Source organism: Mesorhizobium loti (genome assembly GCA_014189435.1).
Lineage (GTDB): Bacteria > Pseudomonadota > Alphaproteobacteria > Rhizobiales > Rhizobiaceae > Mesorhizobium > Mesorhizobium loti_G.
In genome coordinates, this window is sequence record CP050293.1 from 4,764,979 (window position 1) to 4,791,220 (window position 26,242).

The window sequence follows — 26,242 nt, forward strand, 5'->3', positions numbered from 1 at the left end:
CTATTTCGCCAGCCAGACGTCAGCGAAGTTTTCGTCGGTGCCGAGGCCTGTGGTGATCAGATCACGGACCTTGGTTCGGTAGAGCGTTGGAAAGACGATGTCGTGCGTCCAGACGAGCGGCACATCGGCGGAGATGATCTTCTGGGCTTGCGAGTAGAGCGCCTTGCGCTTGTCGAAGTCGTTCTCGTGCGCGGCGTCAGCCAAAAGCTTGTCGACGGCCGGGTTGGAATAGCCATGCACGTTACCACCGGTAGTGCCGGCATTGTCGCCTTCGAGCGTGGTGTAGGCGTAGCTGATGCCGATCGCCGGGTCGGGTGTGGTGTAGACGAAGTTCTCGGCAAGATCATAGTCGAAGGTGGTGAGCCGCTTGAACCAGCCCGGCACATCGGTCGCCACGATGTTGACCTTGATGCCGACAGGCGACAGCGCCTCGCGGATATATTCCGCTTCCCGCTGCCACAGCTCGCCATAGGGCAGCGGAACGAACTGCAGTTCGAAGCGCACGCCGTTGGCGTCGGGCTTCAGGCCGACCTCGTCGAGGAGGGCATTTGCCTTGGCCGGATCGAACTCATATTTCGTCTCGACCGATGTGTCCTTGAACCGCGACTGGCGCGACAGCGGACCGTTGGTCTCGTGGCCAAACCCGCCAAAGATCGTATCGATGATGAACTGGCGATCGATCGCATGCGCGATCGCCTGGCGGACACGCGCATCGTCGAGCGGCTTGTGGCGATTGTTGAGGTGGATATAGCCGACCGGCTGCAGAAATTCCCAGCCTGCCTCGGTCAACTGCACGCCATCGAGCCCGGCCAAGCGCGTGATGTCGAAGTTCTCGACGTCGCCGGCGCGCAGCACGTCGACCTGGCCGGTTTCGAAAGCGACGGCGCGGCTGTTGGCGTCAGGAATGACGTGGAAGAAGATGTCGTTCAGATGCGGCTTGCCGGCGTCCCAATAGTCGGGGTTGCGGACAAGGTGGATGAAGGACCCCTTCTTCCACTCGGCGAATTTGAACGGACCGGTGCCTATGAACTTGCTGTTTGCCTCGGCGGTGCGGAAGTCGCTCACCCCTTCATAGAGATGGGCCGGCAGCACGGCGGTGTTGTGCACATAGATGAAGGCCGGGTATGGCGCCTTGAGCGTGAACACCACGGTGTGGTCGTCCGGCGTGGCGATGTCCTTCACCTCCGCCAGATTGAGCCGCGAGCGGGCCTGAAGTGCGGGCAGAAATTTCTGGAAGCTGAACACCACGTCCTTGGCCGTGAAGGGCTGGCCGTCATGCCATTTGACATCGTGGCGCAGGTTGAAGGTGTAGACCAGGCCGTCATCGGAAATCGACCAGCTCTGCGCCAGCCTCGGAAGCGGCCTCAGGTCGGCCGAATAGGTCAGCAGACTCTCGTAGATCTTGTTGCCGACATAGGTCGTCGGGCCGAGACGATTGACGCCAACATTGACCGTCGGCGGCTCAGGCTGGACGATCAGGTTGAGCGTCCCGCCTGCCTGCTGTGCCGCTAGTCCGGCCAGCGTCAGGAGCGTGACTGCCACAGACAGCATGATGGTTCGCAAGAGGCGGGAGATCATCGTGAATTCACCTTGTCGAGTGATTGATCGCGGAGCCTGAGATGTCGCTCCGCGGGATAGTGTGGCTCCACCGAATGACGCGGCTGACCTGCCTCTTGCGAATTGCGGCGTGAGTTTGTGCACTAAGATTATAGACAAAGGGGATTATGGTAAGGGAACGCGCTTCATCGATGTCAGCCAGAGCGAATATTTTTCCCAATATCGGTGCTGAAATGAGAGCGAATTGCCTGATGACGGCCGGTCGTGGCTGGCTCGCCGGATCGCGCCATCTGGTTATGATATCGACGGCGAAGGTGCAGAGCACGAACGATACCGCGGCGAAGATCGTTGTCCCGATGACGACCGGAAAATCGCCTTCAAGCGCCGAGTTGATCGCCAGCCGGCCGACGCCGTCCAGTCCGAAGATGGTCTCGGTGACGATCGCTCCGCCCATGATGACGGCAAGCTCCAGGCCACCCAGCGTGATCACCGGATTGAGGGCGGCCTTCAACGCATGATCGTAGTAGACCCGCCATTCCGGAACACCCTTGGCGCGCGCGGTCCTTATGTAATCCTCGCCAAGAACCTCGAGCATGCTTGCGCGGACCAGCTGCTGGAAAATGCCGATCTCGGCAAGCGCCAGCGTCAGCCATGGCAGCGCCAGATGGCGGGCCCATTCGAACGGATTTTCCGTCAGCGGCACATAACCGCTGCTTGGAAACCAGAAGACCCCATAGTTGGAGAGCTGGAAGAACAGGAAGTAGGAGATCAGGATGCCGGAGAGAAAAGTCGGCACCGACAGGCTCGCATAGGCGAAGCCCGAGATCAGCCTGTCCAGCCAGGAGCCCTGCCGGCGTGCGGCAATCACGCCAAGCAGGATCGACAGCGTCATCCAGATGACGACGGCACCAAGGGCCAGCGACAGCGTCACCGGCACCTTGGACAGGATGAGGTCGGTTACCGGTGTCTGCTTGCGGAAGGAGTAGCCCAGCGCCGGCGGCCAGTGAGCGATCCCCATCGGCGCACCCTGGATGTCGGGGCCGCGATAGAGATAGTACCACAGTTGCAGATACCATGGCTCGTTGAGCCGCAGCGCGTGCGCTATTGCATCGATCGCCTGCTGGCTGGCGTTGCGCGGCGCCAGCATCGCGGCCGGATTGCGATAGGCTATGCGGGTGATGAAGAACGCGATCACCAGCACGATGAGCAGCGTCGAGAGCGCCCGGAAAATCAACCCGCCTGTGTGCCGGATCATGGCGTCACCCGCTGCGGCGATGGGGATCGAGGACATTGCGCAGGCCGGCGCTCAGCGTGTTGAAGCCGGCCACGGTCAGGAAGAGGGCGATGCCGGGGCCGAGCAGGAACCAGGGCTGCAACTGGTAGAGGGAGGAGCGCTGCGCCTCGGCGATCATGTTGCCCCAGCTCGGCTGCGGCGCCTGCACGCCGACGCCGAGGAAAGAGAGCGTCGCTTCGGCGATGATGTTGGTCGGCAGTTGCACCGCCCAGTAGACCAGGATCACCGGCGCGATGTTGGGCAGGATTTCGCGCACGATGATCCTGGTCTTCGAGGCACCGATCGTCTGCGCGGCCTCCACCAGCGGGCTGCGGCGCAAGACGAGCACAAGGCCCCGCGTCAGCCGGGCGAAATACGTCCACGAGAACAGGGTTATGATCAGGACGACCACCAGCGAGGGAGCGACGAGCGGCTTGCCATCGGCGCCCCGGTTCAGCGACAGAAGGCTGAGCGCGGTGACGATGAAGGGGAAGGACAGAGCGACGTCCACCGCTTGCGAAATGATGCGGTCGACACGGCCAGCAAGAAATCCGCTGACGAGGCCGATGGCGGTGCCGATGATCATGGCGAGCGTGGTCGCCGGGATGGCGATGGCCAGCGATACGCGCGCGCCATAGAGCGTCCTCACCAGCACGTCACGGCCATTGCCGTCGGCGCCGAGTGGAAATCCAAGCGCAGGCCCCGTCGGCAGCCCCATCTCGGTCAATGCGGTATCGCGGAACTGCTCGGTCACCCCGTGACCCAGCAGCCATGCGACCACGGGCGCCAGCAGCGCACCGGCGATGACGAAGCCTATGATCAGCGCGCCGATGCGAAAGGACCGTTCGCGCAGCAGCGCTCGCAGGAGCAGCGACCTGTAGGATTTCACGACCTCGCCATGCCCTAGCAGGACATGGTCCTGGACGGACGCCAGGGCACGGATTTCAGGCATGCACGGCGATCCGCTCGGGAACCGGGTTGCGCCGCAGAGCCTTGCCGGGGATCGCGTCTATCAGCCTGATTGTGTAGGGATGCCGGGGAGCACTGAAGACGCGGGCTGTCTCGCCGGCTTCCACGATGACGCCCTTCTCCAGCACGATGACGCGGTCGCACAGTTCCGACACGACACCCAGATCATGCGAGATGAACAGCAGCGACAGGTTTCTCTGCCGGCGAATGGCCCGCAGCAGTTTGATAATCTTCGCCTGCGTCGTGATGTCGAGTGCAGATACCGGCTCGTCGGCGACGATCAGGGAAGGTTCGAGCGCAATGGCACGCGCGATGGCGACGCGCTGCCGCTGGCCGCCTGAAAGCTGGGCCGGGAAACGGTCCAGCACGTGGTTTGGAAGTTCGACGTCGCGCACCAGGTCTTGCACGCGCCGGCGTATCGCCGCCGCGTCCAGTCTGGTGCCGATGATGAAGGGCTCCGCCAGAATGGACCGGATGCGCCGCCGCGGGTTGAGGCTCGCATAGGGGTCTTGAAAGATAACCTGTATGTCCGACCGCAATTGCCGGTCGATGGCGAGGCCGCCGGCACCCGGACGCGAATAGATACGCTCGCGCAACGAGATGCTGCCCTCGTCCGGCTGGTCGAGGCCAGCGATCAGCCGCCCGATCGTCGACTTGCCGGAACCGGATTCGCCGACGAGGCCGACAATCTCGTTCTTGCGGACGGTGAACGAGATATTCTGGAGCACCGGCCTGATCAGAGCGCCTGCGGCGGAGCGGCCCGCGAAGGAACGCGCGATTGCCGAGACGGAAAGCAGGTCGGGCATCGCCGGCAGCGCAGATCGCGCCGGAGGCAGCGGAGACCGCGCCAGGGGCAGCGGCGGTCGCGCCGCACGTGCAACAAGGCCGCCAAGCCGCGCCGCACCGAGCAATTCCCTAGTATAGGCCTGGCGCGGTGCCCGGTAGATCAGCTCGGCCGGCGCCTGCTCCACCACATGCCCCGCGCGCATCACCAGGACATCGTCGGCAATGTCTGAAACGACGGCCAGATCGTGGCTGACGAAGATCATGGCCGTGCCGTGGTCCTGCTGAATTCGTTTCAACAGATCGAGGATCGACGCCTGCACGGTCACGTCCAGCGCCGTTGTCGGCTCATCGGCGATGATGAGGCCGGGATTGAGTGCGATCGCCGCGGCGATCATCACGCGCTGGCGCATGCCGCCGGAGAACTGCCTGGGATAGTCGTTCACGCGGGCCGAGGGATCGGGGATGCCGACATCGGCCAGCAGGTCGAGAACGCGCTCACGCAATTCGCCACGTCCCACCTTGCGGTGGGCGGTGATTGCTTCGGCGATCTGCTGGCCGATCGTCTTCAGCGGATGAAGGTTGCTGAGCGGATCCTGGAAGATGAAGCCGATGTCGGCGCCTCGCCGCCGGCGCAGATCGACGGCGGCGAGGCCCAATATCTCATCGCCCTTGTGCAGGACGCTGCCGCGGACGCTCGCCGCCGATGGCAGAAGACCGGTAGCGCCAAGCAGCGACACGCTCTTGCCCGAGCCCGATTCGCCGACGATGGCGAGCGTCTGGCCCGGCTCGACGGCGAACGAGACGCCATGCACCACGTCCACGGCGCCGAATGCGACGCGCAGATCGGCGACGGAGAAGATGGGCACGCGCGCCTCCTTTTGCCGGTCCGGCCTGTTACTGCTTGAGGGCTATGTTGGTGATGTCGGCATTGACGGCCAGTGACGACCACACCCAGTTGGCGAGACGATCGGAGGTGACGACGACCTTGCGCTTCTCGAACAACGGGATCCAAGGCAGGTCGGCGGAGACGAGCTTGTCGGCCTTCGTCCAGATCGGCCCCGGATCGTCGGACGGATAGGCCTGCGCCGCGAGCTTGTTGAGCTCCGGATTGCTGTAGCAGATGGCGTGGACGTTGCCGGTGCCGCAAGGCGCCGCGTCCGAGTTCAGCCAGCCGCCGAGCAGCATGCGCGTGCTTGGTCCCTGCCAGTCCGGGGAGAATGTTCCGCCCAGGGACACGTCCCAGCGGCTCTTCGAATCCTGGATGAATGCGTACCACTGCGTCGGCGGGATCGGGATCAGGTTGAGCGTGATGCCAGCCGCTTCCAGATCCTCCTTCGCCGTCACGGCAATCGCTTCGAACTGGGCGTTGCCCCTGTAGATCGCGTCGAACGCGATGCCGTTCGGATAGCCTGCCTCGGCAAGCAGTTCCTTGGCCTTGGCCGGATCACCCCTGTAACTCTCGGTTGGATACGGGTCGAATTTCTCGAAACCAAGGATGGTCGAGGTGATGATCTGGGTGAGCGGCACCGCACCGATCGAACCGGCCTGCGTCTGCGCCAGATGCTCGCGGTTCACCGCATAGGTCAGCGCCTGTCGGACCTTCAGCTTGCGCAGCGCCTCGGCCCCGTCGCTCTTGACCTCCGGCCGCTGGTTGAAGGTGATGAAGTTCGCCGATCCGCTGTTCGTGACATGGATATCGGGGCTCTTCTGCGACAGGAAGCGCTGGATCGTCGGGATGGGCGGGATGTCGAGATAGAGCGACAGATCAGCCTCGCCGGCGATGATCTTCTGGACGACGCTGTCCTCGCTGTTGGCAGTGAAATCGATATCGATCTCATCGGCGTAGGCCTTGCGCGCCTGGTCGGACTCCGGCTTGAAATTCTTTGCCTTCTTCAGGACCAGCTTCTGGCCCTGCTCGTAGCTGTCGACATAGTAAGGGCCGCTGGACGGCAGGTTCTTTCGCGACTCCAGCGAATCCGGGAAATATTTGGACGCGATCTCGGGCGCCACCGGCGACACGAAGTTCATCGAAAGGATATTGAGGAAGTCGTAGTTCTTGGTGTCCGACTTGATGACCAGCGTGTGCTCGTCGGGCGCCGAGACGCCGGCAATCTCATGCGCGTCGGTGAAAGCCTTCGTCGCCGCGAGATCGCCTGTCGGCACTTTCGCGAAGTCCTTGCAATAATCGACGAAGCCGGAGATCACGAGGTTGAAATAGTTGATGGCGGCGACCTGCTTGTTGGGATCGCAGAAGCGCTTGACGCCATAGACGAAATCGCTGGCGACGATCTTGCGCTCGAGGCTGCCGGAAAAGAAGACGTCGTCCTTCAAATGGAAGGTGTAGACCTTGCCGTCGTCGCTGATGTCCCAGGACTTGGCGAGGTCCGGTACGAGTGTGGTGTCCTCCTTGAGACCGGCGGGCGAGCCGGGATAGGTCACCAACTGACGCGTCGTCGCGCGCAGGATTTCCCAGGAATCGATGCTGTAGCCGGTGAGCGGATCGAACGCATCGAGATCGGACTGGATCGAAGCAATCCGCAAGACTCCTCCAGGCCTCAGATCTTCCGCATGCGCGGAAGTGCCGAGAACAGAAAGCGCCATCAGGCCGCCTGCAATGCCTTTAAATAGATTAATTGCAACTTTTGTTGCCATTACTTCTCTCCAGTTTACGAAGAAATTCTTCGCACTACCATTGCAATAAGCGTTTATAATTTATAGATAAAATTACCTATTTTTCGAATACGCCTTCAAATTACTTTTTATATTATCGCCGTCTGTCAAAACATCGTTCCGGAATGCGGCGAGGCTGGCGCCGTGAACAGCGTGTCGAGCGTTTCGACCGCGGCCCTGTCGAAGGCACCAAGGCGCCCCGTCTGCGCGAGCTGCCACCACTTCACGCCGCCGAGATAGGCGGCGGAAACGGCGGCCACGTCCGTCACCACGTCGGCGGACAGATTGGTGCGTTCGGCCCCCTCTGGTGAGAGGCGCAACCGGGTCGCGTTGTCGGGCAGGATGGCATCGGAGACTTCCAGCACGACGCTGCCCTGTCCGGCATAGGTTCGCGCCGTCAGGGCCTTTTCCGCGTCCAGGAGCCGCAGCCATGTTTCGTCGCGCACCGCCGACACGCGAACGCTTCGAAAATCCTCGAACAACCATGGCAGCAGATCGTCCGCGGGACGGCTCCAGAAGACGATGCGATGCGGCAGGTCGACCGCCAGCAGATGCGCGACCAGCGCGACATAGGCAGCCGGCGTATAAGCCACGATATCGTCGACCACGATTGTGCGCTCCGCGCTGGTGAACCAGCTGTCGAGGCCGACAGGGTGATAGCGTACGAAACCGGTTTCGGAGCCTTTCTCGCCGTGAATGGCAACATAGGAAGGCGCACCGCTGTTGGCCTGCCGTAACGCCTGGAAATCCCACCAATAGGCCGAGCGCGCGATGACGCCCGCGCGCGGAGCGGGCTGGCCGGCGTAGATGCGCGCCTGTTCCGCCCAGGCATCGTCACTGTCGATCAGGCGAATGGTGTCCGTCGCAACTTTTCGCCTGAGGCGCGCGCGTTGTTTGTCGACCTCGAAGCTGACGGAGGTGTTGGCGATCGCATAGCCGAAATTGCCGTAGATGCGTGCGTCGGATGCCCGCAAGGTCGCCGCTGCCTCGCCCTGCTCGCGCGCCGCGCGAAGCTGCGCCTTGAACAGGGCCGTCGCGACACCGCTGCGCGTATGGGTGGGCAGCACACCGACATGGGTGACGGCGGCCTGCGGCAGCCAGGCGCCGCCGGGAACCGCGATCCGTCCCGAATAGGAGTCGGTGGTGCCGACGAGCGTCTCACCATCAAACGCGCCCCAGGTGCGATCCGGTTCGAACAGTCTGTCGATCAGCGCGTCGTCGATCGGGCCGAGCGGCGGCAGGCCGACCATGGCCGTGCGGAAGGTGCGCGCCGCCTGCGCGAGCTCGGCCTTCCCGGTCAGCAGGCGCACATCCGATATCATGACGCTTTCCGCGTCAGCACGGCTTCCGGCCCCTGCTCTTCCGGCTTGTGTGCTTCTGGCTGGGGCGGCTGCGCATAGCTGCGCGGCCTGGGCAGCGTTTCGGCCAGCAGATACGTGCCGACCTCGCGTGCCCGGTAGGAGACCGGATCGTGGACGGTGTGGGTACGCGCGTTGCGCCAATAGATGTCGAGGCCATATTTGTTGGCCGTCGAGCGCGCGCCGGTGGCTTCGAAGATGCGTGCCGTCACGTCGAGCACGACGTCGTTGGCGACGATCTTGCCCTGGTCGATGATCGTCGCAAGTTCGCCCCATTGCTGCCCAGTGACTGACGGACCGGCATGCAGCGCCGCCTCGTAGAGTGCCGCGGCCTTGTCGGCGATTGCAATGCCCGCCGCCATGCCGGCGGAGAGCCGGCCGAACAGCACCAGATGGTAGGGATCGTCGATCGCTCGCTCCAGCCCGGACTCCGGCCAGGGCCGGCCGAAGCGGCGGACATGGTCGGCGGCGGCGGCAAGCGCTCCTTCGGCGATGCCGAGGTAGAAATTGATGAAGATGAGCTGGCTGAACAGGACGCGCAGGCCGTCGCGCAATTCGACATCGCCCTCATAGTCGTCGAGGGCGCTGAGCAGCTCGTCCTCGAAGACTTCGACACGGTCGAAAGTGACGCTGCCGCTCGCCGTCAGCCTCTGGCCGAGATTGTCCCAGTCGCCGCCGAAGCTGATGCCCTTGCGTGTCGGCGGAATCTGGTAGTGGGCGCGTTTGCCGTTGTCCCACAGGCTGACGGTGATGATTTGCGCCACCGACGCGCCGGTGGCGAAGGTGCGCTTGCCGTTCAGGAAGCGGCGGCTGCCGACATGCTCGATCTCGTTCCATTGGTCGCGCGGGTTGCTGACACCGCCCTGGAACCAGCCTTGCGCGCCGACGCCGCGCGCCGTCTTTTCCCACTGCTGGCGCGTGCCGAGAATGTAGGTCCAGACGCCGTTGGAATAGTGGTAGGCGATCAGCTGCCCGATCGAGCCGTCGGCGGCGGCGATGATGCGGCTGATCTGGAGCGCCTGGACCAGGTTTGCACCGGCGCCGCCGAATTCGCGCGGCGCAGCCAAGCCAAGCAAGCCGCTGCCGCGCAGCAGCGCCAGTTCTTCCACCGGATCCTTGTTGGCCCGGTCGCGTTCGAGCGCCGTTGCCGCAAGTTGGCGCGCCACGTCGCGGGCCTTCTCGACCCAGCTCTCGAATTCGGCGTCACTGAGGCCCGGATAGATATGAATGTCCGACATTGTCTTTTCGTCATGCTCCATTGTCGCGGCCACCACAGGCCGCACATGTTTCAGGCCGCGAGCAGCCCCCTCACTCGGCCGCCTCGACGAGGGCGCCCCAGTTCGAACGGTCGCGCGCGGCTGCTCCTGGATGGTCGTCGCGCAGCAGGCGCTGGCCCTCGCCCTGGAAGCGCTCGCGGATCGTGGTGCCCGGCGCGCCCCGTTCGCGGATGCGGCCCCGCCGCCGCAGTTCCGGCACCACGAACTCGATGAAATCCTCGAACGTGCCCGGACTGACGACATAGGCGAGGTTGAAGCCGTCGACGCCGGATTCATCGGCGATGCGTTCAAGCTCGTCGGCGATCCTTTGCGGCGAGCCGACCAGCTTGGGATGGATGCCGCCGAGCCCGATATAGTCTGCGATCCCGGCCACGGTCCAACGCCGGTCGGCATCGATCCGTGTCAAATTGGCAAGCGCGGAGCGGCCGGCATTTGTCTCGATATATTCGAGCGGATGGTCGAGCGGATATTGCGACCAGTCGACGCCGGTCCATGCCGAAAACAGTGCCAGTGCTGCTTCGACACTGGTGTAGGACAGATAATCCTTGTGCTTGGCCTCGGCTTCCTCGTCCGTGGCGCCGGTGATGACGGTAACCGCGGTGATGAACTTTATCGCGTCCGGCGCCCGTCCAAGTTCGACGGCGCGGGCGCGGATGGCCTCGACCGAGCGGCGGATGGATGCCGTGCTGGTGCCGCCGAGGAACACCACCTCGCCGTTGCGTGCCGCGAACTCCCGTCCACGCGGCGAAGTTCCCGCCTGGAACAGAAGCGGCGTGCGCTGCGGACTGGGCTGCGCCAGATGTGCGCCGGGCACGGAGAAATATTTGCCGTGATGGCCAATCGGATGGACCTTGGCGGGGTCGGTGTAGAGCCCCTTCTCGCGATCATGCACGACCGCCCCGTCCTCCCAGGATCCTTCCCAGAGCTTGTAGGCGACATCCAGGAACTCCTGCGCGAGATCGTAGCGCTCGTCATGGTCGATCTGGCGTTCCAGGCCGAGGTTCTTCGCGGCCGATTCGAGAACCGAGGTGACGACATTCCAGGCGATGCGGCCCTTGGTCAGATGATCGAGGGTGGTGAACTTGCGGGCCAGGAGATAGGGCTGCTCGTAGGTCGTCGACACGGTGATGCCGAAGCCGAGATGCTTGGTGGCCGCGGCCATTGCCGACACCAGCAGCAGCGGGTCGTTGACCGGCGACTGCGCGGCGGTGCGCAGCGATGCATCGGGCGTGCCCCGGAAGACATCGAGGTGGCCGAGCGCGTCGGCGAGGAACAGGGCGTCGAAGCCGCCATCGTCGAGCAGCTTGGCCAGCGAGGTCCAGTATTCGAGGCTTGTGTAGGTGTGGGCGCGGTCGCTCGGATGACGCCAGAGGCCCGCCGACACATGGCCGACCACGGTCATGCCGAAGCCGTTGAGGATGAGAGGCTTGACCGCCGCGCTGGTGGAGTTTGTCATGGTTCGGCTCACGAATAGTAGGTTGGCGGCGGCGCACGGCCGTTGAGCGCGAAGTCGCCGACTTCCAGCACCTTGTAGTGGACGGGGTCATGCAGGCTGTGCGTGCGGACGTTGCGCCAGTAGCGGTCGAAGCCGAACGAGCGGGCGGTGGAACGGGCGCCGGTCAGCTCGAATATGCGCGACGTCACTTCCAGGGCGACCTCGGTCGAATGCACCTTCGACTGGTAAGCGATGGCAGCAGTGCGGCCGCGTTCTTCCGCGGTGAGATCCTTGCCGCGCTCGAAGGCGCGCTGCACCGCCTCGCCGGCTGCGTCGGCGAGAGCCTGCGCGGACGCCAGCGCGATCGAAAGCCGGCCGAAGCGCTCGATGACCAGCGTGTCCTCGGAGGCTTTCTTCGCCGGCGAGGACAGCCATGGCCTGCCGCGTTGGGTGATGTAATCCCTGGCGTCTTCCAGAGCGGCAAAGGCGGTGCCGAGATAAAGTTCGCCGAAGGCCGCATGGACGATCGGCACGTGCAGCGTGGCATGTGGCGGATGAACCGTATCATCAGGCCAATGCCCGACGAGGTCGTCAGCGGATGCGGCGACATTTTCGAGCGCCGCACTGCCGCTGACCGTCAGCCTCTGGCCGATATTGTCCCAGTCATTGCCGAAGCTGAGGCCTGGCGTCGGATTTGCAACGATGAACTGGCCGATATGACGGCTGGCATCGATGCCGGAAATCCGCGTGCCCCTGGCAAAGCGCACCCAGACCTGCAGCGTATCGGCCACCTGCGCACCACTGGTGAAAGGCTTGGCGCCATTGAGCACGAAGCCGCCATCCACCTGCCTTGCCTCGACAAGCGGCTCATAGGCGGCCTGCGCGACGCCAGCGTGGAACCAGCCCTTGGAGAGGAACCCGTCCAGCCGTTTTTCGATCAGGGTCTTGTTGTCGCCCTCCAGTCCGATGGCCGTGCCGAACAGATGATAGATGGCAATCTGGGCTATCGATGTGTCGCCCTTGGCCAGGATGCGGACGATCCTCAGCACCTCGGCCGGCGTCGCGCCGCCGCCACCAAATCGCTTCGGAATATAGATCGTCAGCAGACCGGCCAGACGCAGAAGGTCGATCTCGGCATGGGGTGCGGCGCCGGCCAGATCGCGCACGGCAGCGGTGCGCTTGAGCTCGCGCGCGACCTCCTCGGCCTTCTCGGCCCAGCCTTGGAAATCGCTGCGCTGTTCATGCTGAACGGTGGCGTGGATGGTCATGATGCCAACGCCTCCGGCTGATGGCCCTGCGAGAAAGCGTGTTGCGCCGCCGGATGATCGGCCGGCACGCGGCTGTCACGCCCGAAGAGCCTGGACCGCAGCGAGGGACCGACGTCTTCGCGAATTCGCCCGCGCCGCCGCAGTTCGGGAACCACGTGGGCCGAGAAATCGATGAAGCTGCCCGGCGAGACCACATGCGTCAGGTTGATGCCGTCGGTGTCGGTGGCATCAAGCCATTGTTCAAGCTCGTCGGCGACGGTCCTGGGGCCGCCGATAAACGACTTGCCGCGCCCGAACCCGCCTTCCGGCGAAAACGCCTGGCGCAAGGTCCACTGGCGACCCGAAGACGGGTCGTCGAACATGCGCAGCAGCGAACGGTTGGAATCGGTTTCGGTGTAACGGATGGGCTGGTCGAGATCATGCCTGGAAAAGTCGATGCCCGTCGTCGCCGAATAGTGCACCAGGGCGCCTTCGACATCGTAGTGCGATCTGTAGTCGGCGAGCTTGGCGGCCGCTGCCGCATCGGTCTCATCCGTGATCACCGAGACCGCGGATATGAACTTGATGCTGCCGGGCGCCCTGCCCTCGTCGCGGGCAAGCCGCTTCACCTCGGCGACATTGCGCTTGATGCCGTCGGCGTCGGCGCCGGCGATGAACACCACCTCCGCGTGACGGGCGGCAAAGCGCTGGCCGCGCGGCGAGCCGCCGGCCTGGAACAGCACCGGCACCCTTTGCGGGCTGGGCTCCGAGAGATGCGGGCCGGGAACGTTGAAATAGCGCCCGGCATGACCAATCGAATGAACTTTTGCCGGGTCGGTATAGAGACCGTCCGGGTTCTCGGCACTGCCGCGATCGCGCACCAGGGCGCCGTCTTCCCAAGAGCCCTGCCAGAGCTTGTAGGCGACCTCCATGAACTCGTCGGCGATCTCGTAGCGCTCGTCATGCGCGACCTGCTTGTCGAGGCCGAGATTGCGCGCCGCGCTGTCGAGCTGCGAGGTGACGACGTTCCAGGCGATCCGCCCCTGGGTCAGATGATCGAGCGTGGTAAACTTGCGCGCCAGCAGATACGGCTTTTCGTAGGTCGTCGAAACGGTGACGCCGAAACCCAACCGGCTTGTCGCGCCGGCAAGGGCTGAGACCAGCAACAGCGGATCGTTGACGGGGGACTGAACGCCTTTTGCCAGCGAGGCGTCGTATCCACCGCCATAGACGTCGAGGAGACCCAGCGCATCGGCGATGAACAGGCAATCGAAGCCGCCATCCTCCAGTGCCTTGGCAAGCTCGATCCAGTAGTCAAGCTCGGCATGGCGATAGGCCTGGTCGGCCGGATGCCGCCAAAGTCCGTAGGCGACATGCGAGACGGCGTTCATGGTGAAGCCGTTGAGAATGATGGGAGATTTCGCCATATGACAATCCAGACAAACGCACGCCAAACGGCGATCGATCTTCGTCTATGGATTTAGTGTAATTTACACCGCCGCGCGTGGAGATTTTTCCTAAAGATCTCGGCGTTTGTGACAATCCATTACTGGATGGCCCACTGCTGGATGGCATCGAGACGTATCGCCAAGGCCGGCCGTCATGCTCTCATTTGACTGGGCAGGACGTAGCACCGCCAACCAATTGAAAAACCGTGTGCGCCGATAAGATAGCAATAGACCATGGGGTCCGTCGGTGCGGACGGCTTGTCAGTCTGTTCGGGTTTGGCCTAGGTAGGATCGCATTGAAACAATCGGCAAACAGAGAGGCTGACGCGGTGCATCCAAGGAATGCGGCACGCGCCGCGCTTGTCGCAGTCTCGGCACCGGACCAGGTGCTGCCTGGTGTCGGGGTCGCCCTATTGGCGCAGCTTCAGCATGGCTGAGCCGGCATCCTCCCAACTCACCATCGGCTTCGCTCATGCCGCCTATCGGCTGCGTGACGAGTTCCTGACACGCGGGCAAGCCATGCCCAGCTTCGAGGTTCGCAGCTTCGCCGAACTGGAGCAGCGCGTCGCCGAGGCCGATGTCCTCGTCGTCTCCGGCCTGTGGCGCAACGAACTGGCGGAGCGCGCGCCAAAGCTGCGGCTGATCCAGTCCATCAGCGCCGGCACCGATCAGTTCTCGCGGGCAGTGCTGCGCGAACGCGGCATCAAGCTCGCCAGCGCCCAGGGCGCCAATGAGATCGCCGTCGCCGAGCATGCCATGGCGTTGATGCTCGGCCTGACGCGGCACCTGCATCTGGCGCGCGACTTCCAGGCCAGACGGCATTGGCGCCAGATGCTCGGCGACCGCTCGCAGCGTGAGGACGAACTCAACGGCAAGACGCTGCTGATCGTTGGCCTGGGGCGCATCGGCGCGCGGCTTGCCCGCCTCGCGAATGCCTTCGGCATGCAGGTGATCGGCGTGAAGCGGGATCCGGTCGCGGTGGCAGGCGTGGCGCAAGTGGTGTCGCAGGCGCAATTGCTCGATGTGCTGCCGCAAGCCGACTTTGTTGCCCTCACCTGCCCCCTCACGCCCGAGACCGAAGGCCTGATCGGCTCTGTCGCCCTGGCCGCGATGCGGCCCAGCGCGTTTCTCATCAACGTGGCGCGCGGACGTGTCGTCGATGAGCCGGCCCTGATCGAGGCGCTGCGCAGCGACGCCATTGCCGGCGCCGGGCTTGACTGCGTCTATGAGGAGCCGCTGCCGGCAAGCTCGTCGATATGGCGCCTGCCCAATGTTCTGGTGACCCCGCACAGCGCGGGCGAAACCAGCCGCTACGAGACGCGCGTCATCGACATGCTGCTCGACAACATCGCCCGTGCTGCGGCCGGAACAGCACTGCTGAACGAGATCGTATAAGCACGGCGGGAGCAAACTCCGGTGGGCGGCGACTTCAAGCCAGCCCGAACTGCTCGACGGCGCGCATGATGCCGCGCAACTCGGCGAGGCCTTTCAGCCGGCCGATCAGCGAATAGCCGGGATTGATCCTGGTCTTGCCGATGTCGTCGGCGAGCAGATGGCCATGGTCTGGTCGCATCGGAATGCGCCAGTCGGCACGGCCTTCCCTGCGGCGGCGCGTCTCTTCTTGCATCAGAGCCAGGATCACTTGCGCCATGTCGGTGCCGCCCTCGAGATGCTCGGCCTCATAGAACGAGCCGTCATCCTCGATGGTGATGTTGCGCAGATGAGCGAAATGGATGCGGTCGGCGAATTCCTTGACCATGGCGACGATGTCGTTGTCGGCGCGTGTCCCGTAGGAGCCGGTGCAGAACGTCAGGCCATTGGCGGGGCTGTCGACGGCGTTGAGGATGAAACGCGCATCCTCGGCGGTCGAAACGATGCGTGGCAGGCCATAGAGCGAGAAGGGCGGGTCGTCGGGATGGATGCACATGCGCACCCCTTCCTCTTCGGCCACCGGAATGATCTCGCGCAGGAACCAGGCAAGGTTGTCGCGCAACTCCTTCGGCCCGATCGCATCGTAGTCGGCCAGGGCCTCGCGAAAACTGTCCCTGTCATAGCTGCGCTCGGTCGCCGGCAGGCCGGCGATCAGGTTGCGCTCGATCCTGTCGATCGCCTCGCTGCTCAGCTCCCTCAGCCGCGCTTCCGCCTCGGTGATGCGGGCGGCACTGTAGCTAGCCTCGGCATTGTCGCGCTTCAGCACGAACAGGTCGTAGGCCGCGAAATCGATCGCATCGAAACGCAGCGCATAACCCGTCGTCGGCAGCCGATAGGCGAGATCCGTGCGGGTCCAGTCGACCACGGGCATGAAATTGTAGCAGACCGTCGCGATGCCGGCCTTGGCCAGCGCGCGGATTGAGTCGCGATAGTAGCCGGCGTAGCGCTCGCGTTCCGGCGCGCCGATCTTGATCGAGTTGTGGACCGGGATGCTCTCGACAACGGACCATGTCAGGCCGGCGGCTTCGAGGATCCGCTTGCGCTCCAGAATGCTCTCGAGCGGCCAGGCGCGTCCGTCATAGATATCGTGCAAGGCCGTCACCACGCCTGTCGCGCCTGCCTGCCTGACATGATCGAGCGTTACCGGGTCGTTCGGTCCATACCAGCGCCAGCACTGTTCCATTGCCGCTTCCTTCTGCGAGAGGACGGCAACCTATTGTTGGACCACAATGAGTGTCAAACGAAAGCGCACCGCGTTGGAACGGATTCAGGCGACGCGCCTTGGGTCTTTGTTTTATGCATGTCGTTGCCCAAACCCGGGGTAGCGAATGAAGGAGTTCCCGCGATGAAGGATTTCGACGGCAAGGTGGCTTTGGTGACGGGGACGACCGGGATTGGACTCGCAACCGCGAGACGCCTCGCTGCAGGTGGTGCTGCGATCATCGCCTGCGGCATCGACCGCACGGCCAACGCGGCGCTGCAAGCGGAACTGGAGAACTCCGCAGCCGGGGCGCTGGTCATAAGCGCCGACGTCTCCGTACCGGAGCAGGTTCGCGACGCGGTCGCTGCCGGCGTCGAGCGGTTCGGCGGCCTCGATGTGATCGTCAATTCGGCGGCGGTGCATCCGTACGGAACCGCCGTCAGCACCGATTTCGAGACCTGGAACAAAGCGATGTCGGTCAATGTCGGGTCGATCTATCTGACCGCGCATTTCGGTATCCCGGAACTGGTCCGTCGGGGCGGCGGCGCCATCGTCAACGTCGCCTCGGTGCAGGGCTTTGCCTGCCAGCAAAACGTCGCCGCCTATGCCACCACCAAGGGCGCCATCCACACGCTGACGCGCGCCCTGGCCCTCGACCACGCGCGCTCCGGCATCCGCGTCAATTCCGTCAGCCCGGGCTCGATCCGCACCCCGATTCTCGAGAAGGCCGCGCGCGGCGAGAACGGCACGGATGCCGATGTCGAGGCTGCCTACAAGCGCTTTGGCGAAGCGCATCCCCTCGGCCGCATCGGCGAGCCGGAGGAGGTGGCCGAGCTCATCGCTTTCCTGTGCTCGTCGAAGGCCGGCTTCTGCACCGGCGCGGACTACAGGATCGATGGCGGCCTGACCGCCGGCATCGGCGTGAAGTAGGTCATGAGGATTGGGGCTTGGCCTTCACCCACATCGTTGCCCTGGACAGATCAATACCCGAGCAAGTTAAGCAGCGCACGGGCCACGCCGAACAAGCCAAGTCCAATCAGGGCGATACCGGCAATTCTGGTCGTCACCCGCGCACTGGAAAGCTTGACGCCCGGCCACCGCATCGCCTCTCTCAACCCGCGGCAGGGCCGGGCTGCTCTGCGGTACCCGCCGGCTTCGACAGATCAGCCACATCGGCCTGAGCGACCCGCACCAGCTCGGAAAGGGCAATCACAAGGGTCGCGGTGTTGCGCCCCGTGCCGCAGACGACCTCTTCCAATTCAAGGACGCCGCGGTCGACGAACACGCGGGCGCCGTTGATCGGCAGCGGAACGACGCCGCCGATCTCCATGTCGAGCCTGTCGCGGACGTACTCTTCCTCGGCCATGCGAAGGTCCGCCCTTCGCTCTCCAAGTGCGCCCGCGATCTTCTTGTAGTCGGCACGCTCCGCTGCCCGCAGCGCGACGATCGCAAGGCTGTCGTCCGCGCAACGGAACACCAGGCTCTTGACCATGTTCCCAGGATCGTGCGGCAGGATTTCCTTTGCATCCTCAAACGAGATCAACGGCCTGTGCGTCACCACGGAGAATGCCGCACCCCGCTCTTCGAGGTATCGCTTGACCAGCGGGCTCATGCGTCGACCAGTTCCTTGCTGAATGTTGCCGAGGCCTTTCCCGCCCACCGGAACCGCGCCGTGAAATGCCGCAGGACCGGTGGTTCATACTCGAAGTCGAGTCCGCTAATGCTCTCGGCGCGCGCAGCAACGGCGATCAGCGCATCGGCGATATAGTCCATGTGATCGTTGGTGTAGACGCGGCGCGGGATCGTCAGGCGCAGCAACTCAAGAGGCGACACTTCCTGCTCGCCGGTTTTCGGGTCGCGCCCCAGCATGAGCGAGCCGATCTCCACCGCGCGCACACCGGCCTCAAGGTAGAGCTCACAAGCGAGCGCGTGGGCTGGAAACTGCTCGGGCCGAACATGCGGCAGGACAGCGGCGGCATCCACGAACACGGCATGTCCACCTGTCGGATACTGGATCGGAACGCCGGCGTTTCGGAGCCTTTCGCCGAGATAGGCCACTTGCCCGATGCGATAGGCGAGGTAGTCGGTTTCGACCGCCTCCTCGAGCCCGATCGCGACCGCTTCCATGTCACGCCCGGCCAACCCGCCATAGGTGATGAAGCCCTCCATGGGGACGCATCTGGTCTGGACGGCGCGAAACAGATCCTCGTCCTGGCGGAAAGCACAAAAACCGCCAATGTTCACCAGCCCATCCTTCTTCGCGGACAGGGTCAGCATGTCGCCATAGCACATCATCTCGCGCACGATGTCGCGAATCGAGCGCTCGGCGTAGCCGACTTCCCGCTGTTTGATGAACCAGGCATTTTCGGCAAAACGTGTCGCGTCGATGATCATCGGGATGCCCATTTCCCTTGCATATCCGGAAACGGTTCGCAGGTTGGCCATCGACATGGGCTGACCGCCAGCGCTGTTGCAGGTGATGGTCGCGATGATGCCGGCAACGTTTTGGCGGCCATGAATTTCTATCGCGTGCAGCAGTTCCGCGAGGTCGAAGTTGCCCTTCCAATCGCCGTGCCTGGCTGTGTCGAGGGCGGATTTGGTCAGGACGTTGATCGCTTTTGCGCCGGCGAGTTCGACATGCGCCTTTGTCGTGTCGAAATGGTAGTTCGACAGGAAGACCGGCGTGGCCGAGCCACGCCGCTTGACCATTTCCGGGAACAGGATTTGCTCCGCACCGCGCCCTTGATGGGTCGGGATCGTATAGGGATATCCGAAGAGCCGGTCGATGGTTTCAGCCAGCCGATAGTAGTTGCGGCTGCCCGCATAGGCTTCGTCGCCGAGCATCAGGCCAGCCCATTGGCGATCGCTCATCGCGCCGGTGCCGCTGTCGGTCAGGAGATCGATGTAGACATCCTCGCTGCGCAGCAGGAAGGGGTTCAACCCGGCTGCCTGCAGAGCGGCTTCGCGATGCGGCCGTTCGGTCATGCGAATGGGCTCGACCATCTTGATCCTGAACGGTTCGGGCAAACGTTTCATTGCGGCATGCTCCTTCGTTGCGGCGCGTTTCGGCGCCGGCTGGTTGGGTTATGGAATGCTGTGGAAACGAGGGGACGAACCCCGTCAAAGCCGCTACATGGCGAAAGCAGCCTGGTAGGCGCCCGGGGTAACGCCAATGCGCGCCTTGAACGTGCGGATGAGATGGGCCTGATCGGCAAAGCCGGATGCAGCCGCGACATCAACCGGATCGTGGCCGCGCCGCAACATCGCCTTTGCGGCGTCCACACGCCGGTTGATCAGATAGGCATGCGGCGTGAAGCCGGTGTCCCGGTGGAAGGCTTCAATCAGTCGCTGCCGCGGCAGCCTGGCTTCCCGGACCAATTCGGCAAGGGTCAGTTTTTCATCGAACCGTTCGCTCATGACCGCCGCCGCCCGCGCGACTGGCCCCTTTTCGGCGCCGGTCGGCTTCAGCGCGATCCGTGCGTGCCTGGACAGGCAGTGGCGGTAGCTGCGCAGCATCAGCTCTTCGGCTTCCAGCGGACATTGATTGTCTTCCCAGGCGCGATGGGCCTCGAAAAAGAGGGCGCAGCCTCGCAGGTCCTTGACCACCGGTTCCGGAAACGAGGGCGTCCCGAGAACTCCGCTGTCCGCCATTTCCGACGCGATTTCGACGATGAGGTCGGCCTCGGGGTAACTCACCCGGTAACTGTAGCCGTCCATCATCGGGACGCCGTCATGAACATCATGCGGATTGTAGAGGGTTAGATCGCCGGCCCCGGCGAAACGTTGGGCGCCGCGGATGAAGACACCGGCCTTGCCGCTCAGCAGCGCCCCGATCACATAGGTGTCGTGCGCATGCGGGGCGTAGTGGTGCTGGCTGAACGACGCCGTCAGGCACTCGACGCCAGTGGTCGGCGCCGTGAAATACCTTGTGTGCTCTTTTGCGTTTCGAGCGTTCACTGCTTCGCTCCATGAACCAAATTACTCCGGTCAAACTAGCACACGTGGGAACAGCCGGATTGAAGAAAAGTATTTGAACGTCAGGTCAAACCGATGCGCACCGAGCACATCTTGCCGGGCGCCCAGCGCCCAATGCTGGACGACAGGTTTCAGCAAGCACCGAGCCATTTTCAACCCGCAAGGGGCCAACGCGATCGATGAAATAATAGGCATTCTTGCCGATTGACAAAAACATCAACAGGCGACCAAGATCATATGACCATCAACGATCTTGGTCCCGAGGTTGCCCCTCGGCATTGGCGTAAAGGAGAGCCAGATGCCCCTTCAGCAGAGAGTGACCCATCGTCCGAAACAACGTCCCGCCGCCCCCATCCTTGCCACCGCACTTTTAAGCCTTGGCCTGATCACACTGCCCGGCATCGGCCACGCCGACGGGATCACGCTCAAGATTTTCGGCGGCTCGGCGCTCGACGAACTCGCGCCGCGTCAACCGCCGGACGAGCAGAAGAAAATCCAGCAGCAGGTCATCGACGGCTTCCTCAAAGCCAACCCCGACGTCGCCGCGGTCGAGTGGGATGCCCAGGGGCCGCAGACCGATTCCATTCAGCGCGTGATGACCGCCAAGCTGGCAAACCAGGAAATGGATCTGATCGCCTGCCCGGCCTTCTACACCAATGGCGCCTATGTCAGGCGCAAACTGGTCATGCCGATCACCGACAAGATCAAGCCGTTCCAGGACAGGATCGACGCCGCCGCACTAGGCGCCTTCACGGTCAGCGGGCAGGTCTACGGCGTGCCGATCTCGACGCTTTCGACATCGACGATCTTCTACAATGTCGATCTCTTTCAGAAGCTCGGCGTCCCTGTTCCGCCGACCTATGACGACCTGAAGGCGGCCGTGCCGAAGTTCAAGGCCGCAAGCGTGATCCCTCTCCTGCATCAGGGGTCGAATACCGTGATGTGGCCGATGTGGTATTTCGAGACCTTTTCGCAGGCCTCGGGCGACCCGGTCGGCAAGACGCAGAAGAACCTTGAAGGCACGGCGAAATTCACCGATGCGCCAGATGTCGAAGCGTTCAAGCTGATCAAGCAATGGGTCGATGACGGCATCCTTTCCAAGGATTCGCTTTCCGTCGACCAGGACGGCATGCGTGCGGCCTTCGCCGCCGGCAAGAGCGCCATGTATTATGGCGGCACCTGGGAAATCCCGTCGCTGCAGACCAGCGTCAAGGACTTCAAATGGGGCGTCTTTGCCTTTCCGAAAATGGACGGAACGCCGGGCGCGCCTGGCCATGGCGGCGGTGCCGACAACGGCATGTGCGTCGCCTCCTCGATCCCGCCCGAAAAGCTCGATGCCGCGGTCAAGTTCATCGAATATCTGACAAGACCCGAGGTCGCGACGCTCTATCTCGCGCCGGAACAGCCGATCGCCGCCTCGATCAAGGGCGTGCCGCAGGTCGACGATGCCTATGCCGTCGAACTGCGCAAGGAAGCCTTCCCGAACACGATCAAGTTCCTCGACTGGATCTGGCCATCGGAAGTCGCGAGCGCCACGGCTTCGGCAATCGCCGGCATCGTCGGTGGCACGACCACGCCCGAAGACGCCGCCGCGTCGATCCAGACCACATTCGACGACCTCAAGGCCCAGGGCAGCTGGCCGCCCAAATGAGGCCCTGCAAGTGAGCGCCCGCGAGCGCATCCGCATCCAGCCTGGCTGATGCGCCAGGCAAGAAGACAGAGGCTGCCTGCTTCGGGCAGCCTCATCAATCGGAGAGAACACATGACGACACATCGCGCCGAACGGCAGCGCTTCTCGATCGGCTATCATCTGAACAGCTGGGACCTGACCGGCCTTCCGCTCAGGCCAGCCATCAAGTTTCTCGCCGACCAGGGCTTTGGCTGGTTTGAGATCCTCGCCTTCACCAGCCTGTCGGACCAGTACGCCCGCAAATACATGCAGCTCGGCAATCAGGCGCCGATGGGGGTGACCACCGACACCGACATCTTGCGGCGCTACGCGCTGCTGTCGGAAGGCCAGAGCGAGTATGGCATCAAGCTCTCCTCCTTCTACGTCAATGCGATCTTCACCAACCCTGTCGCCTGGCCTTATGAACGCGACGTGCTCGTCGCGCTGACCAGGATGCTGAAGGGGTTCGGCTCACCGGTGCTGGTTCTCGGCGGCGGTCCATCGGAAGCCGCCGCCGGTCCCCACACGGCCGACGACTACCGTGCGTTTTGCCGGGCGCTCGAGGATATCGGCAGGCGGACAAAGGACCTCGGCATCGAGACGGTCTATCACCCGCATCTCGACACCTTCATCGAGCGTCGCGACCAGCTCGACCGCATGATGGATGAGCTGGATACCAGCCTGGCCGGCCTGTGCATCGATCCGGCGCATCTTGCCCACACCAATTCCGATCCGGTCGACGCGGTCAAGACCTACATTTCGGCCGTGCGCTACATGCATTTCAAGGACACTAGGGTCGATCCGGCGCTGAAGGGCTATGACCGATATGGCGCTTTTTGCGAGCTCGGCGCCGGCGTCGTCGATCTTGCCGGCATCGTCGACGTCCTGCTGGAGGCAAACTACGATGGCCTCGCAATCATCGAGCTGGATGCGTCCAAGAAGACGGCAGAGCAAAGCACGCTCGAGAGCATCGCCTATGTCAGGGACACGCTCGGGCTGGTGCTGACCCCGCAAGGCACGAAGGCCGCATGAGCACGCGACCGCAAGAGGCGGCTCCTGTTTCGAGCCGATCCGGCACCTGGCGTTTCGACACCGGGGACGGGGTTGTCGCCTTCTTGATGATCCTGCCCGCCGCGATCCTCTTTGGTCTTTTCTACCTCTGGCCGTTCGTCAACGGCTTCTGGCTCAGTCTGCACAATTGGGACGGATTTTCCGATCCGACCTGGGCAGGCATTTCCAACTACATGCGCCTGGCGCATGATCGCATCTTCCTCGGCGCGCTGCGCAACAATTTGATTTTCGTCGTTGCCGTCGTGATCCTGAAGAACGTGCTGGGCCTCGGACTGGCGCTGCTTTTGAACCGGGCGCTGCTCGGCCGCGCCTTCTTTCGCGCCGCCGCCTTCATCCCGGTGACGATGTCCTTCGTCGCCGTCGGCCTGCTCTGGTCCTGGATCTACAATCCGGTCTTCGGACTGCTCAACAGCGGGCTCGATCTCATTGGTCTCACCGGGTTGAAACGATCATGGCTCGGCGACGCCGACATCGCGCTCTACTCGATCATCGTCGTCGACGTCTGGAAATGGCTCGGCTTCCACGCCGTCATCTATCTGGCAGGGCTGCAGACGATCCCGTCTGAACTCTATGAATCGGCGAAGATGGACGGCGCCGGCCCCTTGCAGCGCTTCCGGCATGTCACCGTCCCGATGATGATGCCGATCATCTTCATCAACACCATCCTGGGCCTTTCCGGCGCCTTCGTGCGCAACTTCGACATCGTCTATGTCTTGACCAAGGGCGGTCCGAACCACGCCACCGAAGTGGTGCTCACCTACATGATGAGCAAGGCCTTCCAGGACGGCGCCATGAGCTACGCCGCGGCGATCGGTTATGTGCTCTTCATGATCGTCGGGCTGGCCAGCGTCGGCCTGCTGGCCCTGATGCGGCGGCAAAGGCTCGACGTCTGATGAGAGCCGCCGCCAACCCTCCAATTTCGCTGGACGATGGCGCGGCCGGCCGTCGCGGGCTCATGCAGCGCCTCGGCATGCGCGGCATCCTCGAACTTGCCGGCATCTATGCCGCGCTCGTCCTCGTGCTCTTCGAGACGCTTTACCCGTTGCTTTGGGTGCTGTTCGGTTCGCTCAAGACCAAGCAGGAAATGCTGAGCAATGTCTGGGGTCCGCCGTCGAGCCTGGTGTTGCAGAACTATGCCGATGCCTGGCGGATCGCCGGCATGGGATCGCGCATCGTCAACAGCGTCTTCGTCACCGGCTCGGCATTGATCATCCTGGTCGCCGTCGCGACGCCGTGCGCCTATGCGGTGGCGCGTCTTCGTTTCCCCGGACGCGGTCTTGTGGTCGCCGTCGCGGTGGCGGCCATGCTGGTGCCGCCGCAGGTGATGGCCATTCCGCTGTTCCTGGTGGCGCGCGATCTCGGCCTGATCAACAACCGGCTCGGCATTGCCTTCATCTATGCCGCGACATCGCTGCCGCTTTCGGTCTTCATCCTGCGCAGCTTCTTCGTCACGCTGCCGGCCGACCTCGAAGACGCCGCGCGCGTCGATGGCGCCAGCCGGCTGGAGATCCTGATCCACATCATGTTGCCATTGGTCCGGCCGGGCGTGGCGCTGATCCTCATCTTCGGCTTCATCGAGATCTGGAACGATTTCTTCCTGGCTTTCCTGCTGCTGCGCGACCCGTCGGTGCAGACCATCCCACTCGGGCTGGTCAGCTTCTTCCAGCAGTACGACTCGCTGTGGAGCCTCTACTTCGCCGCGTTGACGATCACGACACTGCCGGTGATCGTCGTCTTTGTCGCCATGCAACGGCAGTTCATCGCCGGCCTGACCGCCGGCGCCGTGAAGGGTTGACATGCAGGATCGCGTCATTGGCGTTGGCGTCATCGGCTGCGGCGAGATCGCCCAGCTGATGCACTTGCCGTATCTCATGGAATTGCCGGCGTTTCGCATCGCCGCCTTGTGCGACATCTCGCCCGGCACGGTCGACAAGGTCGCGGAGCACTATGGTGTCGCCGCACGGTACACGGACCACCGCGCGCTGCTCGCCGATCCGAATGTCGATGCGGTGGTGATCTGCACCTACGACCATGGCGAGATGGTCGCCGATGCGATCCGCGCCGGCAAGCATCTGATCGTCGAGAAGCCGCTTGCCTTCACCCCGCAGGAGGCGCGCCCGCTGGTCGAGCAGGCTGAGCGGAGCGGCCTTGTCGCCCTTGTCGGCTATATGAAATTCTATGATCCCGGCTATGAGGTCGGGTTGGAGCGGATCGCCGCGATCGGCCGTCCGAAGTCGATCCATGTCCATGATTTCGCCGGCCGCTTCGACCGCTATGGCCAGCTCTATACCCAGACCCGCATCACCGACGTGCCGGCCGGTATGCTGGCGGCGGGACGCGATGCCGTCGCCCGGCGCGTCGAAGCGGCCCTCGGTGCCGATCATGCCGGTTATCGCGACCTCTATCTCTTGCTGCTGGGCCTCAGCAGCCACGATCTTGCCGTCATGCGCGGCGCTTTCGGCACGCCGGACCGCGTCGTCCATGCTCAACAGACCGGTCCTAACCAGCTGCTGGCCGTGCTCGACTATGGTGGCGTCCCTTGCCTCTTCGACATGGCACTTGCCCAGTATGAATGGTGGGACGAGTGGATCCACGTTCATGGCGAGCGCGACGAGGTGCGGATCGAATTCCAGAACCCCTACTTCCGCAACGCCGCGGCAACCGTCCGGCTACGCGAAGCGGCAGGCGAGACCGCGTCCGAACGCATGATACCCGGCGTTCCGGATACGTCGTTCCGCCGCGAATGGCTGCATTTCGCCGATTGCATCCAGGCCGGCGCGAAACCGCGCACGCCGCTTTCCGGCGGGCTCGCCGACCTCGACCTTGCCATTCGGATCATCCAGGCAATGCCGCCCAAGAGACTTTAACGAGATTG

Annotated in this window: 21 protein-coding genes; 7 read left to right on the top strand and 14 right to left on the bottom strand. The window is 63.5% G+C overall.

Features of this window, described 5'->3' with window-relative positions; all coding sequences use genetic code 11:
• From HB777_22960 to HB777_23005, 10 genes are all read right to left on the bottom strand, one after another.
• Complete coding sequence (locus HB777_22960) at positions 1–1,578, bottom strand: ABC transporter substrate-binding protein (protein QND66495.1); 1,578 nt, start codon at positions 1,576–1,578, stop codon at positions 1–3.
• Between the two features lie 7 nt (positions 1,579–1,585).
• Complete coding sequence (locus HB777_22965) at positions 1,586–2,812, bottom strand: ABC transporter permease (protein ID QND66496.1); 1,227 nt, start codon at positions 2,810–2,812, stop codon at positions 1,586–1,588.
• A 4-nt stretch (positions 2,813–2,816) separates the two neighbouring features.
• Positions 2,817–3,782: an ABC transporter permease gene (locus tag HB777_22970; GenBank protein ID QND66497.1), complete on the bottom strand. Its 966-nt coding sequence runs from the start codon at positions 3,780–3,782 to the stop codon at positions 2,817–2,819.
• Positions 3,775–5,451 (bottom strand): ABC transporter ATP-binding protein, encoded by a 1,677-nt coding sequence (locus tag HB777_22975; protein ID QND66498.1) that lies wholly within the window; start codon positions 5,449–5,451, stop codon positions 3,775–3,777. Before HB777_22975 ends, HB777_22970 begins: the two co-directional genes overlap by 8 nt.
• Before the next feature lie 28 nt (positions 5,452–5,479).
• Positions 5,480–7,237 (bottom strand): ABC transporter substrate-binding protein, encoded by a 1,758-nt coding sequence (locus tag HB777_22980; GenBank protein ID QND66499.1) that lies wholly within the window; start codon positions 7,235–7,237, stop codon positions 5,480–5,482.
• A 125-nt stretch (positions 7,238–7,362) separates the two neighbouring features.
• Positions 7,363–8,577 (bottom strand): GNAT family N-acetyltransferase, encoded by a 1,215-nt coding sequence (locus HB777_22985; protein QND66500.1) that lies wholly within the window; start codon positions 8,575–8,577, stop codon positions 7,363–7,365.
• Positions 8,574–9,851: a monooxygenase gene (locus tag HB777_22990; protein QND66501.1), complete on the bottom strand. Its 1,278-nt coding sequence runs from the start codon at positions 9,849–9,851 to the stop codon at positions 8,574–8,576. The genes HB777_22985 and HB777_22990 overlap by 4 nt, the downstream gene beginning before the upstream one ends.
• Before the next feature lie 70 nt (positions 9,852–9,921).
• Positions 9,922–11,346, bottom strand: a complete 1,425-nt coding sequence (locus HB777_22995; GenBank protein QND66502.1) for an LLM class flavin-dependent oxidoreductase — start codon at positions 11,344–11,346, stop codon at positions 9,922–9,924.
• A gap of 8 nt (positions 11,347–11,354) precedes the next feature.
• Entirely contained in the window at positions 11,355–12,593 is a 1,239-nt protein-coding gene (locus HB777_23000; protein ID QND66503.1) for a hypothetical protein, read from the bottom strand.
• Positions 12,590–13,999: an LLM class flavin-dependent oxidoreductase gene (locus tag HB777_23005; GenBank protein ID QND66504.1), complete on the bottom strand. Its 1,410-nt coding sequence runs from the start codon at positions 13,997–13,999 to the stop codon at positions 12,590–12,592. Before HB777_23005 ends, HB777_23000 begins: the two co-directional genes overlap by 4 nt.
• Positions 14,000–14,449: 450 nt before the next feature.
• On the opposite strand from HB777_23005, the gene HB777_23010 reads away from it, so the two are divergent.
• Positions 14,450–15,415, top strand: a complete 966-nt coding sequence (locus HB777_23010; GenBank protein ID QND66505.1) for a D-2-hydroxyacid dehydrogenase — start codon at positions 14,450–14,452, stop codon at positions 15,413–15,415.
• Between the two features lie 34 nt (positions 15,416–15,449).
• Here the strand turns inward: HB777_23010 and uxuA are convergent, their stop codons facing one another.
• Complete coding sequence (gene uxuA / locus HB777_23015) at positions 15,450–16,634, bottom strand: mannonate dehydratase (GenBank protein ID QND66506.1); 1,185 nt, start codon at positions 16,632–16,634, stop codon at positions 15,450–15,452.
• Positions 16,635–16,796: 162 nt separating this feature from the next.
• On the opposite strand from uxuA, the gene HB777_23020 reads away from it, so the two are divergent.
• On the top strand, positions 16,797–17,582 hold the full coding sequence (locus HB777_23020) for an SDR family oxidoreductase (GenBank protein QND66507.1): 786 nt from the start codon (positions 16,797–16,799) through the stop codon (positions 17,580–17,582).
• Positions 17,583–17,763: 181 nt separating this feature from the next.
• Here the strand turns inward: HB777_23020 and HB777_23025 are convergent, their stop codons facing one another.
• The 3 genes from HB777_23025 to HB777_23035 all read right to left on the bottom strand — a co-directional run bounded on the left by HB777_23025 (position 17,764) and on the right by HB777_23035 (position 20,609).
• Positions 17,764–18,264: a hypothetical protein gene (locus tag HB777_23025; GenBank protein QND66508.1), complete on the bottom strand. Its 501-nt coding sequence runs from the start codon at positions 18,262–18,264 to the stop codon at positions 17,764–17,766.
• Positions 18,261–19,688, bottom strand: coding sequence for a tryptophanase (locus HB777_23030; GenBank protein ID QND66509.1), 1,428 nt, complete (start codon positions 19,686–19,688; stop codon positions 18,261–18,263). Before HB777_23030 ends, HB777_23025 begins: the two co-directional genes overlap by 4 nt.
• A 93-nt stretch (positions 19,689–19,781) precedes the next feature.
• Positions 19,782–20,609 (bottom strand): AraC family transcriptional regulator, encoded by an 828-nt coding sequence (locus HB777_23035; protein QND66510.1) that lies wholly within the window; start codon positions 20,607–20,609, stop codon positions 19,782–19,784.
• A gap of 316 nt (positions 20,610–20,925) precedes the next feature.
• On the opposite strand from HB777_23035, the gene HB777_23040 reads away from it, so the two are divergent.
• The 5 genes from HB777_23040 to HB777_23060 all read left to right on the top strand — a co-directional run bounded on the left by HB777_23040 (position 20,926) and on the right by HB777_23060 (position 26,234).
• Positions 20,926–22,278, top strand: coding sequence for an extracellular solute-binding protein (locus HB777_23040; GenBank protein ID QND66511.1), 1,353 nt, complete (start codon positions 20,926–20,928; stop codon positions 22,276–22,278).
• A 111-nt stretch (positions 22,279–22,389) separates the two neighbouring features.
• Complete coding sequence (locus HB777_23045; GenBank protein ID QND66512.1) at positions 22,390–23,328, top strand: TIM barrel protein; 939 nt, start codon at positions 22,390–22,392, stop codon at positions 23,326–23,328.
• The gene (locus HB777_23050; GenBank protein ID QND66513.1) at positions 23,325–24,260 is read left to right on the top strand and encodes a sugar ABC transporter permease; all 936 of its coding nucleotides are present in this window, start codon (positions 23,325–23,327) and stop codon (positions 24,258–24,260) included. The genes HB777_23045 and HB777_23050 overlap by 4 nt, the downstream gene beginning before the upstream one ends.
• On the top strand, positions 24,260–25,162 hold the full coding sequence (locus HB777_23055) for a carbohydrate ABC transporter permease (GenBank protein QND66514.1): 903 nt from the start codon (positions 24,260–24,262) through the stop codon (positions 25,160–25,162). The genes HB777_23050 and HB777_23055 overlap by 1 nt, the downstream gene beginning before the upstream one ends.
• A 1-nt stretch (position 25,163) precedes the next feature.
• On the top strand, positions 25,164–26,234 hold the full coding sequence (locus HB777_23060; protein QND66515.1) for a Gfo/Idh/MocA family oxidoreductase: 1,071 nt from the start codon (positions 25,164–25,166) through the stop codon (positions 26,232–26,234).
• Positions 26,235–26,242 lie beyond the last annotated feature (8 nt).